This is a genomic window from Pseudomonas sp. 21LCFQ010, assembly GCF_024129905.1.
Taxonomy (GTDB): Bacteria; Pseudomonadota; Gammaproteobacteria; order Pseudomonadales; family Pseudomonadaceae; genus Aquipseudomonas.
Window position 1 is genome coordinate 72,578 of sequence record NZ_JAMYDZ010000001.1, and the last position, 12,671, is coordinate 85,248.

Consider the following 12,671-nt stretch of genomic DNA (forward strand, 5'->3'; position numbering starts at 1 on the left):
CCAGCAGGCAAAAAAAAGCCCGACTGAAAAGTCGGGCTTTTTTTGAGCGGTGGTTATTCCTGTTTGTCAGGAGTGATCCAGTGCTTGTCGCATTCCTGACAGGCCTGCTGCACCATCGCTTCGGTAATCAGCACTTCTTTGCCGTGCTCATCCAATACTGCCCCGCCGACCGGCAGGCTCGGAGTGGAACGAATGACTTCGACCTGGTTGCTGTTGTCTTGCAAGCTCATGATCCTTCTCCTTATCAGGTGTAGCCGTTCAAACTAGCCATGCTCTGTGACTGCGCCATGACATCCGCCCACCGTTGGGCCGATGCCTGATTGCAGCAGAGGTTTGCGTAAATCTCCAGTCAGTGACCAGCGAACACAGCGCTTGCGGGCAGACTCGCCGTCACAAGGTGTGTAGCCTGCGCCTATTGTGTGAGCTTAACAGGTGGCCAAAGTTCATGGTTTCAGTGTTACGCGGTAATCCGGCTCAGTCCCTGAGCCTGGTGTGGCGCTTTATTTCTCCTTATCGCTGGCGGGTCGGGGCGGCGCTATTGGCACTGCTGGTCACGGCAGGGATTACCCTGTCGATGGGGCAGGGCATCCGTTTGCTGGTCGATCAGGGCTTCATGACCCGCTCGACCGAACTGCTGAACCAGTCCATTGGTTTGTTTTTGCTGCTGACGCTGGGGCTGGCGGTCGGTACGTTCGTGCGTTTTTATCTGGTCTCGTGGATCGGCGAGCGGGTGGTCGCCGATGTGCGCAAGGCGGTGTTCGAGCACCTGATCGACCTGCATCCGGGGTTTTACGAGCACAATCGCGGCTCGGAAATACAGTCGCGGCTGACCGCCGATACCGCCTTGTTGCAGTCAGTGGTCGGTTCATCGCTGTCAATGTTTTTGCGCAGCGCCTTGATGGTCATTGGCGGCATTGTGTTGCTGTTCGTCACCAACCCGCGCTTGACCAGTATCGTGGTGGTTTCCCTGCCCTTGGTGTTGACGCCAATCCTGATTTTCGGCCGGCGGGTTCGGCGCCTGTCACGGCTCAATCAGGATCGGGTCGCGGATGTCGGCAGCTACGTGGCCGAGACGCTGGGTCAGATCAAGACCGTGCAGGCCTACAACCATCAGGCCCAGGACCGGCAGCGCTTCAGCGGGACGGTGGAGCAGGCGTTCGATATCGCGCGTCGGCACATCTTGCAACGAGCCTGGCTGATTACGCTGGTGATCGTGCTGGTGTTGGGCGCGGTGGCGGTCATGCTCCGGGTTGGCGGCATGGACGTCATAGAAGGGCGCATTACCCACGGTGAGCTGGCCGCCTTTGTGTTCTATGCCTTGGTGGTCGGCACCTCATTTGGAACGATCAGTGAAGTGATTGGCGAGTTGCAACGTGCTGCCGGGGCCGCGCAACGGATTGCCGAGCTATTGCAGGCACGCAGTGAAATTGTTGCCCCCGCCCCCCAGATGCAGGCCTTGCCGGGGCGGGTCAGCGGTCGCCTGGCGTTGGACAATGTCGGCTTCAGCTATCCGTCGCGGCCCGAGCATCCAGTGCTCAAGGGCCTGAGCCTGGAGATCGAGGCCGGAGAAACGCTGGCGCTGGTTGGTCCCTCCGGGGCTGGCAAGTCGACGCTGTTCGATCTGCTGTTGCGCTTCTACGACCCGCAGCAGGGTGAAGTCCGTATCGAAGGCGTGCCTGTGCGGCAACTGGATTTGCACGAGCTGCGCCGCAGCTTTGCCATCGTCGCGCAAGCTCCGGCACTGTTTTTCGGCAGTGTTGCAGACAACATTCGTTATGGCCGCCCCGATGCCACGGACGAGCAGGTTGAAGCTGCGGCGCGAATGGCCCACGCCCATGAGTTTATCCAGCAGATGCCGGAGGGCTATGGTACCCACTTGGGTGAAGGTGGTTTGGGACTGTCAGGCGGGCAGCGGCAACGTCTGGCGATTGCCCGTGCGCTGCTGGTCGATGCGCCAATCCTGCTGCTCGACGAAGCCACCAGTGCCCTGGATGCGCAAAGCGAACACTTGATTCAGCAGGCTCTGCCCGGCCTGATGCAGGGCCGTACCACGCTGGTCATCGCCCACCGCCTGTCGACCGTACAAAACGCCGACCGCATCGCGGTGCTGGATCAGGGGCAGTTGGTCGCGGTAGGCACGCATCGCGAACTGATCGCCAGCAACCCGCTGTATGCACGGCTGGCGGCGTTGCAATTCAATGTGGAGGGGTAGTTGGGGGCAGGACCGGCCGGGCGCGAGCCGCATGAGCCGTCAAGCAGCCTGACCGGTCCTGAGCGGCATTCAATCAGCGGTATTCACACAGGTAAGCGGTGTCGACGCTGACCTTCAACTGGAACTTACTGTTGGCCGGTACGTTGAACAGGCTGCCCGAGGCAAAGGTCTGCCACTGTTCGCTACCCGGCAGCTTGACGATCAGCTCGCCAGAGATGACGTGCATGATTTCGGCCTGTGCGGTACCGAACTCATATTCGCCCTTGGCCATCACGCCAATGGTAGCCGGACCTTCAGCCTGAGCGAATGCAATGGACTTGACGGTGCCGTCGAAATACTCGTTGACCTTGAACATGGTGAATCCTTGGAAAAGGCTGAAAAATGGCCGCTCAGTATGCCCAAGCCGTTTGCCTGCGTCACTCTTATCAGGCGGGCGTCAGTTGGGCAGTATCAAGGGCAGAAGACGCGCAGTATTGCGTGCATCGACCAGGGCCCGGTGTTGCTGGCCGCTGAAATGCATGCCGGCCAGTTGCAGGGCGTTATTGAGCCCGACCGGGCGCTGCAGCTGGCGGGCCTGGGCAAAACGGTCTTTCAGATTGACGTAGGGTAATTCGTGCAAGGCGCTATCGAGTTGATGGCTGCGCCATTCCTGTTGCAACTGGCGATGATCGTAATCACCCCAACTGGCCCAGCCCACCACCCGCGCCTGATGATGGCTCAGCCAGCGTTCGAACTGCGGCCAGACACTCTCCAGCGGCTCGGCGCTGTCGATATCGTGCTGGCTGATATGCGTCAGCTCGCGGCAGAAGTGGGTCAGCAGCGGTCGGCGCGCCGGACGCACAAACCGTTCGAAGTGGTCCAGCTCCCGCCCATACTGATTCACCAGGGTGGCACCGATTTCGATGATCTCCATTTCCGCGACCGGCCAACCGCCTTCCTCGGTGGTGGCCTCCAGGTCAATCACCAGCCAATGCGGCATGCTCTAGCTCCCATCCAACGGTTTCGATATACAGACAACAGCCTCCAGCGTAGTCATGTTCGCCCCGGTATGCGCAAGGAGGTTCTACATCGACCGCGAACACCATTAAATGTGCCAGGCTGGACGATCATTGGTCTGAATTATGCCGGGGCATTGATGCGTCGGGCAGCATAGGCGAAGCGTCAGGAGCGTGCTGGTTGTACATGACCTTGTTGTGTAAACGGATAAAACCGCATAGCGTGTGGCAATTTGTCACTGTACGCGTTCCATGATGACTTTATCTCGCCCGTTGATGTTCCTGGCAGCAGGAGTCTTGCTGACAGCCGCAGATCATGCTGGCGCTGCTCAGTTGGTCAGGGTCGGCGCTGCGCATTTTCCGCCCTATGTCGTGCGCCCCGAGAAAAGCGATCAGCAAGGGTTGCTCCCGCAACTGCTGGCCAGCCTCAACCGTAGCCAGTCCACGTACAATTTTGTGATGGTCCCGACCTCGGTCACCCGTCGCTTTCGCGACTTTGCCCAAGGGCGCGTGGACCTGGCGATATTTGAGAACCCGCAATGGGGCTGGCGCGACATTGCACATACCGCGGTGGACCTGGGCCTGGAAGACGAAGAAGTGTTTGTTGCGCGCCAGCTGCCGGGGCGTGGGCAGGACTACTTTAATGAGCTATCTGGCAAGCATCTGGCGCTGTTCAACGGCTATCACTATGCGTTTGCCCAGTTTAATGCCAGCCCCGATTACCTGACGGCCCATTTCAAGGTGACACTTACCTACTCGCATGAGAGCAACCTGTTGATGCTCAACCGGGGGCGGGTGGATATTGCCCCGATGACCCGGTCATTTTTGCGTGACGCGGCACTGCGTGGGGTGGTGAATGCCGATGAATTACTGATTTCAGAGCGCGTGGATCAAGTCTATCGTCACTATGCACTGATACAGCCCGGCAGCCCTATCAGTGGTGCCGAACTGACCCGACTGCTGCGCCTGTTGCATGACAGCGGGCAGATGAAGCAGATTTTCAGCCCCTATGACATTCGGCAGGTCAGTGCCGCCCGTTCGAAAGCCCCGCTGGGCTTGTCAGCGAACGCGGCGGCACATTTGCAGTAGATACTGTGAGTTGTCGGGCTGCTCCCACCGGCCTGACTGAACAGTACTGGGTTAGCGGTCTTTGGCTTCCTTGGCATCCATTTCGGCATTGCGTTCATGGACGCGCTTGAGCTGCTCTTCGGTCAGGGGCAGTTTGTGCGCAGTGTCACGCAACAATAGCAATCCGCCGACAATAGAACCGATCGCGATGATCAGGATCAACCAGGCATACCAGGGCATAGCGTGCACTCCTTTTGCTGATACTCGTTTGAGATGTTGCTGAGGCTATTGGTTCCAGTGCGTTAACCCTTGCGCCGGTCGTGCAGCCAATGCCCCGTGGGGCGAGCGGATCGGCTACAATGCGCGCCGATTTCGACTTACCTGAGAACCCGCTCATGTCCGTTTGCCAGTCCCCTGTCATTGTTGCCCTGGATTTCCCGACCCGTGAGGCAGCGCTGCGCCTCGCCGATCAGCTCGATCCTAAGCTATGCCGGGTCAAAGTCGGCAAAGAACTGTTCACCAGCAGCGCCTCGGGCATCGTCGCCAGCCTGTGCGAGCGCGGCTTCGAAGTATTTCTCGACCTGAAATTCCACGACATCCCCAACACCACCGCCATGGCGGTCAAGGCCGCAGCAGAAATGGGCGTATGGATGGTCAACGTACACTGTTCCGGTGGTTTGCGCATGATGCAGGCTTGCCGCGAGGTCCTTGACCAGCGCAGCGGCCCGCAGCCGTTGCTGATCGGGGTGACCGTACTGACCAGTATGGAGCGTGAAGACCTGGCCGGTATCGGTCTGGATATCGATCCGCAGGAGCAGGTTCTGCGTCTGGCGGCCCTGGCCGAAAAGGCTGGCATGGACGGTCTGGTGTGCTCGGCCCAGGAAGCCCGCGCACTCAAGGCGGTGCATCCGGCGCTGCAACTGGTGACCCCCGGCATTCGCCCGGCCGGCAGCGCCCAGGACGATCAACGCCGCATCCTGACGCCGCGCCAGGCGCTGCAAGCCGGTTCCGATTACCTGGTGATCGGCCGTCCGATCAGTCAGGCCGCCGATCCGGCCCAGGCGCTGGCCGCAGTGGTTGCAGAGCTGGCTTGAGGTTCAGATCTTCAGCACCAGTTTGCCGAAGTTCTCGCCGCTGAACAGCTTGAGCAGGGTGTCGGGAAAGGTTTCCAGTCCTTCGACCACATCCTCGCGGCTGCTCAGGCGGCCCTCGGCCATCCAGCCAGCCATCTCCCGGCTGGCTTCGGGATAGCGTGCCGCGTAGTCCAGTACCACGAAGCCCTCCATGCGCGCGCGGTTGACCAGCAGCGACAGGTAGTTGGCCGGGCCTTTGATCGCCGTGGTGTTGTTGTACTGGCTGATAGCGCCGCAGATCACCACTCGGGCCTTGGGCGCCAGACGCGCCAGCACGTGATCGAGAATCTCGCCGCCGACATTATCGAAAAACACGTTCACATCGTTGGGACACTCGCGTTTCAGGGCTGCCGGGATGTCTTCGTTTTTGTAGTCGATGGCTGCGTCGAAGCCCAGTTCGTCGACCAGCCAGGCGCATTTTTCAGCGCCGCCAGCGATGCCCACGACCCGGCAGCCTTTGATTTTGGCGATCTGCCCGGCAATGCTGCCCACCGCACCGGCCGCACCGGAGATCACCACGGTCTCGCCCATTTGTGGCTGGCCGACCTCCAGCAAGGCGAAGTACGCGGTCATGCCGGTCATGCCCAGTGCCGAAAGGTAGCGCGGCAGGGGCGCCAATTGCGGGTCGATGCTGTAGAAGCCTTTGGGCGCCCCGAGAAAGTAGTCTTGTACGCCCAGTGCCCCTTGCACATGATCGCCCACCGCAAAGCGCGGGTGTTGCGAGGCCAGCACCTCACCGACGCCCAGCGCGCGCATTACCTCGCCCAGGCCCACAGGCTCGATATAGGACTTGCCCTCGTTCATCCAGCCGCGCATAGCCGGGTCCAGTGACAGGTAGTGGTTACGCACCAGGATCTGGCCTTCTTCAAGCTCTGCAAGCGGAGCCTGCTCGAAGTGGAAGTCGTCCCGGGTTACCGGGCCGACAGGGCGTTTGGCAAGTACAAAGCGGCGGTTGGTCGGCTGGGTCATGGTGGTTGCTCGGTCGACAGAGTGAAAATTCATTGAAGCCGCTGATGCGCCTGCGAGCAAATGCCAAGAGCTGCTGTGCTGCGTTCTGGCGCAATCACCACGCTTGAGTCGCAGGCGTGGCTGCTCTACATTGCAGGTTTGCCAACTGCCTGGAATGTCTTGATGTCTAGCCTGACGCTGCCTACCGTTCACCCCAAGGTTCTGCGTCCGGGCGATGCGGTGGCGCTGGTTTCGCCTTCAGGGCCGGTGGCCGCCGAGAAGATCGAGGCCGCCGCACGGGTACTCGAAAGCTGGGGGCTGCGGCCCCGCATCTACCCCCATGCTTGTGAGCGTCATTCGTTCTATGCCGGCACTGACGCGCAGCGCATCAGCGACCTCAACCACGCGCTTGGCGACCCGCACATTCGTGCAGTGATCTGCAATCGTGGCGGCTATGGCGTGCAACGAATTCTCAATGAGGTTGACCTGGAGGCGGTGCGCCGTGATCCCAAGGTGCTCAGTGGTTTCTCCGACATCACGGCACTGCACGGGCTGCTCTGGGCGCAAGCGCGGCTGGCCAGCGTGCACGGGCCGGTGGCCAACCAGCTTGGTCACAATCCACTGATGGCCCGCGGTCTGCGCCATGCGTTGATGAGCACCGAACCGGTTTTGCTGCAGGCTGACCCCAACGCCGGCACTGGCAGCGTACGCACCTGCGGTCGGGCGACCGGCACCTTGCTGGGCGGTAACCTGAGCATGCTCAGCACCTGTGTCGGTACACCGTTCATGCCGTATATGGACGGTGCAATTCTGCTACTGGAAGATGTGGGTGAGGCCGCGTATCGGGTGGACCGGTTGTTGACTCATTTGGGTAATTGCGGTTTGCTGCAGCGGCTCAACGGCATTGCCTTGGGCGATTTCAGCGTACCGGCGCATGCCGCAGGCAGCATTAGCCCCGCCGATGTGTTGCTCGAGCGTCTTGGCAGCCTGGGCATTGCGGTGCTGGGCGGTTTGCCGGTCGGCCACGGTGAGGTCAATCAGGCGCTGCCGCTGGGGACTCGGGCGGTGCTGGACGTCGAAGCCGGTACCTTGCTGGTCGAGTCTGCGAACGTGGCCTGAGCTGCCCCCGCATAGGTCCGCAACGATCGTTGGCGGCCTTTGCTGATCCTGAAAGCGACCTTCGCATAGCTAATTGCCACCTATGACCCATTCCCCGCTTGTGCGGCTGACCGCCGGGCGCGAATCTGCACGGATATCGCGGGCTTGCGTGGCATGACGAGCTTACATGGGGATGGGACGCTATGAGGTCGACCGGATTTACCCACTTGGGGATGGCCAAGAAGTTGGGGTTGGGCTTTGGCCTGGTGTTGCTGCTCACCGCCTTGGTGGCCGGTATCGGTGTCTGGTCGCTGCAGCGTATCACTCAGCATTTCGATGGCCTCAAACAGACCTCGGCGCTCAATACCGCGGTACTGAGTGTGCGTGTGCTGGAGCAGGATTACGCGCTGCGCAGTGATCCCAAGCTCGTCGAGCAGTTGCATGCGCAGTTGCAGGCTCTTGATGAGCGTGCTGCGGCCCTCAAGATCCTCATGCCTGGCAATGCCGCGGTGGTGGAGCGCGTGCAACAAGCCCTGGTGGCCTATCGCAGTTCGTTCGATGCCTATGTAGATATCAACCAAAGCAAAGACCTGGCACTGGAAATGGCCAACTGGTCAGTCTCCAGTGTGTCCAACAGTCTGGAGTTATTGCAGTCAGGACTGACCGACGATGGCACCTGGACCCTGAAGGACACTCAGGGCCAGGATGGCGCGCAATTTATCGAACAGGCCGGCAAGATCAGCCAGGTCGGGCGCCTGATGTTGCTTGCCATGGACGAGGCCAGGGTGCGCCTGGAAAAAAACCGCCGCACTGGAACAGGCGAAGAGGCCGCTACCGGCACGATCGAACAAGCGCAGCAGGCCAGGGCGCTGGCCGAGGAACTCAAGTCAGCGATCACCGATCCTGGCTACCAGACCGTGATCAATGAGGTGGTCGGTCATATCGCCAATTTCAACGAAAAACTCAAGGAGTACACCGAGCTGCTGGGCAAGCAGGCGGGCGTGGCGACACAACTGGGCGAGAGTGCTCGTCAGGTGGTCGAGCTGGTGGGGCAAGCCTACGCTGCTGAAGACCAGTCGATGCAAGCTCAGCTGCGTGCCGACACCCTGTTGATCATTGGCTCCTCCATTGCCGCATTGCTGGTGGGGCTGCTGGCTTCGTGGCTGATCACCCGGCTGATTGTCGCGCCACTGCGGCTGGTGATCGGTCAGGCGCAGCGCATCGCAGCCGGTGACCTCAGTGGCCGTGTTGAGGTGGACCGGGGTGATGAAATTGGTCAGTTGATGGCGGCCATGCAGCAGATGAGTAACGGCCTGAGCCAGATCGTCAGTGGTCTGCAGGCGGGCATCGAGAAGCTTGCCAACTCGGCCCATGAGCTGTCGGCAGTGACCGAACAGACCAATCTGGAGGTCGGCAGTCAGAAGGAAGAAACCGAGCAGGTTGCCACGGCCATGAACCAGATGACCGCTACCGTGCATGATGTGGCGCGCAATGCCGAAGAGGCCGCGCTGGCCGCGCAGAGCGCTGATGAGAAAGTCAGCAGTGGCCAGGCTGTGGTGCGTCAGAGCATGCAGTGTATCGATGCGCTGTCACGCTCTTCGGCGTCTGCCTGTGAGGGGATCGAGAACCTCAGCGCGCAGGTGCAGAACATCGATCAGGTGCTGGGGGTGATCAAAAGTGTCGCTGAACAGACCAACCTGCTGGCGCTCAACGCCGCCATCGAAGCCGCGCGGGCCGGTGAACAGGGCCGGGGTTTTGCCGTGGTGGCGGATGAGGTAAGGGCGTTGGCACGGCGTACCCAGCAGTCCACCGAGGAAATCGAAAGCCTGGTGGCCAGCTTGCGTGGCGGTGCACGGGCTTCGGTGGAGCAGATCCAAAGCAGTGGTGAGCTGGTCAAGCGCGCGGTGGGTGAAGCGCAGCAGACCGAGCATGCATTGAGCAGTATTGCCAGTGCGGTATCGACCATCCAGCAGATGAATCAGCAGATCGCCGCCGCCGCCGAACAACAAAGCTCGGTGGCCGAGGAAATCAACCGCAGCGTCACCAGCATTCGCAGCAGCGCCGATCAATCGGCGCTGGCCATGCGCGGCAACGCCGCCTCAAGCGTAGAGTTGGCGGCGCTGGGCAATGAACTCAAAGGCATGGTCGGGCATTTTCGTTTGTAGCGCCTGCGCTGCTGCGTTGCGGTAGCGTTTGCTCAGCCCTTGCGTACATTGAGAATCAACAGGGTCAGGCCGCCGGCAACAATTCCCCAGAACGCCGAGCCGACCGAAAACAGGGTCAGGCCTGAAGCCGTGACCATAAAGGTGATCAACGCCGCTTCGCGCTCGTTGGGCTCGCTCATGGCCACGGTCAGGCCATTGATGATCGAGCCGAACAACGCCAGCGCAGCGATCGACAGCACCAGCTCTTTCGGGAAGGCCGCGAACAGCGCGGCCAGGGTCGCGCCATACAGGCCGGCAATGGCATAGAACACCCCGCACCAGATCGCAGCGGTATAGCGTTTGCTTTTGTCTTCGTGGGCATGCGGGCCGGTGCAAATGGCTGCGCTGATGGCCGCCAGGTTGATGCCGTGGCAGCCAAACGGTGCCGTCAGCAACGAGGCCAGGCCTGTGGTGGTGATCAGTGGCGAGGCGGGGGTGTGATAGCCATCGGCGCGCAGTACCGCAATCCCTGGCATATTCTGCGAGGCCATGGCGACCACGAATAGCGGGATGCCGATGCTGATGGTGGCGGCCAGCGAGAAGCTGGGTGTGGTCCACACGGGGACGGCCAGCTCCAGGGCGAAGCCGCTGAAGTTCAACAGCCCCAGTGTGGCGGCCAGCACAATCCCTACCAGCAACGCTGCCAGCACGCTGTAGCGCGGCGAAACGCGTTTGACCAGCAGATAGGTAAAGAACATGCCCAGCACCAGGCCGGTGCGGTGTTGCGCGGCGACAAAAATATCACTGCCGATCTTGAACAGAATGCCGGCCAGCAGCGCAGCGGCCAGCGAGGCCGGCAAGCGCTTGACCAGCCGCTCGAAACTGCCGGTCAGGCCGCACAGGGTCACCATCACCGCACAGGTGATAAACGCGCCGATAGCTTCCGGGTAACTTACACCGCCCAGGCTGGTCACCAGTAACGCCGCACCCGGTGTCGACCAGGCGACGGTAATCGGTGTTCGATAGCGCAACGACAGGCCGATGCTGCACACCGCCATGCCCATGAACAGCGCCCATAGCCATGAAGAAATCTGCCCGCCGGTCAGGCCCGCCGCCTGGCCGGCCTGGAACATCAGCACCAGTGAGCTGGTGCAGCCGGTCATCATCGCGATAAAGCCGGCGACTACCGAAGATAGCGAAGAGTCAGCCAATGGACGCAGAGGAGTCTGCAGGGCGGTCTCGGACATGCGGGAATTTCCTTAAAGCGCGCAGGTAACAGGGCGCACAGCCTAAACCCAAGCCCGGCAGCGTATTGCGATACAGCGACAGGCGTATTGGCCCGTACAGTTGGCCGCCTGTCGTCAGCCCAGCGGGCCGTCGCCTGGATGCCGGGTCTTGCCCAGTGCCTGGTTGACGGTCAGCCAGCCCTCGACAGCCTCCAGGCCCACCTCGGCAAATACTCGCTGCAAGAGCCTGACCTGCTCGCGACGCAGGGCAGCCTCGAACTTCTGCCCCTCGGCACTGAGCCCCAGCAGACGCTTGCGTTTGTCCGTTTCGGGCGTGGTGGTGTGCACCATGTTCATGGCAATCAACTGACGCAAGGGCACATTCAGTGCCTGTTTGCTGACCCCGAGCACGGACAGCAGCTCCTTGACGCTGAGTTCCGGGTAGCGAGCGATGAAGAACAGGATGCGCTGGTGAACGCGACTGAACCCGCGTTTGGCCAGCATTTCATCCGGTTTTGCGGTGAACGCCTGATAGCCGAAGAAAAAAGCTTCCATGGCCATTTGTTGATTGGTGCAGTTTTTAAGGTCAAGCATGTTGACGTATCTGTCAATAGCATCGTAAGTTTTGGTCAACAATTTTGACGTATTCCCTTCTACCCGGCTACAGGTGAAAGTGATGGCTTTTTCTGAAAGAGTTTCACGCCTCAAAGGTTCCTTGATTCGCGAGATCCTTGCCGCTGCCCAGCGTCCCGAGGTCATGTCGTTTGCCGGTGGTCTGCCTGCCGAGTCGATGCTGCCGGCCGTACAGTGGGCCGAGATGCCGGTGGGTCTGGGTCAATACGGCATGAGTGAGGGCGAGCCGGCGTTGCGCGAAGCGCTGGCGGCCGAAGCGCGGGCGTTGGGGCTTGACTGTCAGGCCAGCCAGGTACTGGTTGTCAGCGGCTCGCAGCAGACTCTGGATCTGGCCGCCAAGCTGTACATCGATCAAGGCACCGAGATTCTCGTTGAGGGCCCTACCTATCTGGCCGCCTTGCAGATCTTCCAGTTGTTCGGTGCTGCCTGCCTTAGCGTACCGGTAGAAGCCGAAGGGCCCGACCTGGCAGCGTTGCGCCAGAAGCTCGAACAGCATGCACCCGCGTTCGCCTACCTGATTCCGACGTTCCAGAATCCGTCCGGCGTGCGTTACAGCGAACAACGTCGCGAGGCGGTAGCGGCCTTGCTCGATGAGTTCGGTGTGACCCTGATCGAGGATGAACCCTATCGTGAACTGACCTTCGATGATGGCCGTGCCCGGCCCATCGTGGCGCGCTTGCGCAAGTCGAGCTGGATCTACACCGGCACTGTGTCCAAGACCCTGTTGCCCGGCCTGCGGGTCGGCTACCTGATTGCCAGTCCTGATCTGTTTCCGCACCTGCTGCGCTTGAAGCAGGCGGCCGATCTGCACACCAACCGCATGGGTCAGTGGCAGGCGCTGCAATGGATCGGCACCCAGCAATATCGCGATCATCTGGGTGTTTTGCGCGACTTTTACCGCGAGCGCCGTGATGCCTTTGACGCCGCCCTGCAGACCCATTTCGCTGATCTGGCTGAGTGGAACACACCGCAAGGCGGGCTGTTCTTCTGGCTCACCCTGAAGCAGCCGCTGGACACTCGCACCCTGCTGGATGCGGCGTTGGCCCAGGATGTAGCGTTCATGCCGGGTGAGCCGTTTTTTGCTGACCCGCAGGCGAACCCTGGATACCTGCGATTGAATTTCAGCCATATTGATCCGTCACGTCTGGACGAGGGGCTACGGCGTCTGGCTGACGTGGTGCGTCAAGCTCTGGCCAAGGGGCTGGTCAAGTAAG

Annotated in this window: 13 protein-coding genes; 6 read left to right on the forward strand and 7 right to left on the reverse strand. The window is 60.9% G+C overall.

Annotated features, from left to right (window positions below; all coding sequences use genetic code 11):
• Nucleotides 1–53 precede the first annotated feature (53 nt).
• Nucleotides 54–230 (reverse strand): PA1571 family protein, encoded by a 177-nt coding sequence (locus tag NJC38_RS00305; protein ID WP_045489882.1) that lies wholly within the window; start codon nt 228–230, stop codon nt 54–56.
• Nucleotides 231–445: 215 nt separating this feature from the next.
• Here NJC38_RS00305 and NJC38_RS00310 point away from each other — a divergent pair, with 215 nt between their 5' ends.
• Nucleotides 446–2,212, forward strand: coding sequence for an ABC transporter transmembrane domain-containing protein (locus tag NJC38_RS00310; RefSeq protein WP_253110203.1), 1,767 nt, complete (start codon nt 446–448; stop codon nt 2,210–2,212).
• Nucleotides 2,213–2,285: 73 nt separating this feature from the next.
• Here the strand turns inward: NJC38_RS00310 and NJC38_RS00315 are convergent, their stop codons facing one another.
• Entirely contained in the window at nt 2,286–2,567 is a 282-nt protein-coding gene (locus tag NJC38_RS00315; RefSeq protein ID WP_045489886.1) for a pyrimidine/purine nucleoside phosphorylase, read from the reverse strand.
• Nucleotides 2,568–2,648: 81 nt separating this feature from the next.
• Nucleotides 2,649–3,191, reverse strand: a complete 543-nt coding sequence (locus tag NJC38_RS00320) for an exonuclease domain-containing protein (protein ID WP_045489888.1) — start codon at nt 3,189–3,191, stop codon at nt 2,649–2,651.
• Between the two features lie 292 nt (nt 3,192–3,483).
• Here NJC38_RS00320 and NJC38_RS00325 point away from each other — a divergent pair, with 292 nt between their 5' ends.
• The gene (locus NJC38_RS00325) at nt 3,484–4,296 is read left to right on the forward strand and encodes a transporter substrate-binding domain-containing protein (RefSeq protein ID WP_253111346.1); all 813 of its coding nucleotides are present in this window, start codon (nt 3,484–3,486) and stop codon (nt 4,294–4,296) included.
• A gap of 51 nt (nt 4,297–4,347) precedes the next feature.
• On the opposite strand, the gene NJC38_RS00330 is transcribed toward NJC38_RS00325, so the two are convergent.
• Nucleotides 4,348–4,515 carry a DUF2897 family protein gene (locus NJC38_RS00330; protein ID WP_084710019.1) on the reverse strand — a complete coding sequence of 56 codons (168 nt, stop codon included), beginning with the start codon at nt 4,513–4,515 and terminating at the stop codon, nt 4,348–4,350.
• Between the two features lie 155 nt (nt 4,516–4,670).
• Here NJC38_RS00330 and pyrF point away from each other — a divergent pair, with 155 nt between their 5' ends.
• Nucleotides 4,671–5,369, forward strand: coding sequence for an orotidine-5'-phosphate decarboxylase (pyrF, locus tag NJC38_RS00335; protein WP_253110222.1), 699 nt, complete (start codon nt 4,671–4,673; stop codon nt 5,367–5,369).
• Between the two features lie 3 nt (nt 5,370–5,372).
• On the opposite strand, the gene NJC38_RS00340 is transcribed toward pyrF, so the two are convergent.
• On the reverse strand, nt 5,373–6,377 hold the full coding sequence (locus tag NJC38_RS00340) for an NADP-dependent oxidoreductase (RefSeq protein ID WP_253110225.1): 1,005 nt from the start codon (nt 6,375–6,377) through the stop codon (nt 5,373–5,375).
• A gap of 162 nt (nt 6,378–6,539) precedes the next feature.
• Between NJC38_RS00340 and NJC38_RS00345 the strand changes: the two genes are divergently transcribed.
• Both NJC38_RS00345 and NJC38_RS00350 read left to right on the forward strand, forming a co-directional pair.
• Entirely contained in the window at nt 6,540–7,475 is a 936-nt protein-coding gene (locus tag NJC38_RS00345) for an LD-carboxypeptidase (protein ID WP_253110229.1), read from the forward strand.
• Nucleotides 7,476–7,657: 182 nt separating this feature from the next.
• Nucleotides 7,658–9,619 (forward strand): methyl-accepting chemotaxis protein, encoded by a 1,962-nt coding sequence (locus NJC38_RS00350; protein WP_253110232.1) that lies wholly within the window; start codon nt 7,658–7,660, stop codon nt 9,617–9,619.
• Between the two features lie 32 nt (nt 9,620–9,651).
• Here NJC38_RS00350 and NJC38_RS00355 read toward each other — a convergent pair whose 3' ends face one another.
• Both NJC38_RS00355 and NJC38_RS00360 read right to left on the reverse strand, forming a co-directional pair.
• Entirely contained in the window at nt 9,652–10,845 is a 1,194-nt protein-coding gene (locus NJC38_RS00355) for a benzoate/H(+) symporter BenE family transporter (RefSeq protein ID WP_253110235.1), read from the reverse strand.
• Nucleotides 10,846–10,959: 114 nt separating this feature from the next.
• Nucleotides 10,960–11,418 carry a MarR family transcriptional regulator gene (locus NJC38_RS00360; protein WP_253110238.1) on the reverse strand — a complete coding sequence of 153 codons (459 nt, stop codon included), beginning with the start codon at nt 11,416–11,418 and terminating at the stop codon, nt 10,960–10,962.
• An 82-nt stretch (nt 11,419–11,500) separates the two neighbouring features.
• On the opposite strand from NJC38_RS00360, the gene NJC38_RS00365 reads away from it, so the two are divergent.
• The gene (locus NJC38_RS00365; protein WP_253110241.1) at nt 11,501–12,670 is read left to right on the forward strand and encodes a PLP-dependent aminotransferase family protein; all 1,170 of its coding nucleotides are present in this window, start codon (nt 11,501–11,503) and stop codon (nt 12,668–12,670) included.
• The last annotated feature ends 1 nt before the right edge of the window (nt 12,671 follow it).

Excerpts from the sequence above, each read along its gene's own strand:
- NJC38_RS00305 (WP_045489882.1), bottom strand. The coding sequence starts at position 230 with ATGAGCTTGCAAGACAACAGCAACCAGGTCGAAGTCATTCGTTCCACT.
- NJC38_RS00310 (WP_253110203.1), top strand. The coding sequence starts at position 446 with ATGGTTTCAGTGTTACGCGGTAATCCGGCTCAGTCCCTGAGCCTGGTG.
- NJC38_RS00315 (WP_045489886.1), bottom strand. The coding sequence starts at position 2,567 with ATGTTCAAGGTCAACGAGTATTTCGACGGCACCGTCAAGTCCATTGCA.
- NJC38_RS00320 (WP_045489888.1), bottom strand. The coding sequence starts at position 3,191 with ATGCCGCATTGGCTGGTGATTGACCTGGAGGCCACCACCGAGGAAGGC.
- NJC38_RS00325 (WP_253111346.1), top strand. The coding sequence starts at position 3,484 with ATGTTCCTGGCAGCAGGAGTCTTGCTGACAGCCGCAGATCATGCTGGC.
- NJC38_RS00330 (WP_084710019.1), bottom strand. The coding sequence starts at position 4,515 with ATGCCCTGGTATGCCTGGTTGATCCTGATCATCGCGATCGGTTCTATT.
- pyrF (WP_253110222.1), top strand. The coding sequence starts at position 4,671 with ATGTCCGTTTGCCAGTCCCCTGTCATTGTTGCCCTGGATTTCCCGACC.
- NJC38_RS00340 (WP_253110225.1), bottom strand. The coding sequence starts at position 6,377 with ATGACCCAGCCGACCAACCGCCGCTTTGTACTTGCCAAACGCCCTGTC.
- NJC38_RS00345 (WP_253110229.1), top strand. The coding sequence starts at position 6,540 with ATGTCTAGCCTGACGCTGCCTACCGTTCACCCCAAGGTTCTGCGTCCG.
- NJC38_RS00350 (WP_253110232.1), top strand. The coding sequence starts at position 7,658 with ATGAGGTCGACCGGATTTACCCACTTGGGGATGGCCAAGAAGTTGGGG.
- NJC38_RS00355 (WP_253110235.1), bottom strand. The coding sequence starts at position 10,845 with ATGTCCGAGACCGCCCTGCAGACTCCTCTGCGTCCATTGGCTGACTCT.
- NJC38_RS00360 (WP_253110238.1), bottom strand. The coding sequence starts at position 11,418 with ATGCTTGACCTTAAAAACTGCACCAATCAACAAATGGCCATGGAAGCT.
- NJC38_RS00365 (WP_253110241.1), top strand. The coding sequence starts at position 11,501 with ATGGCTTTTTCTGAAAGAGTTTCACGCCTCAAAGGTTCCTTGATTCGC.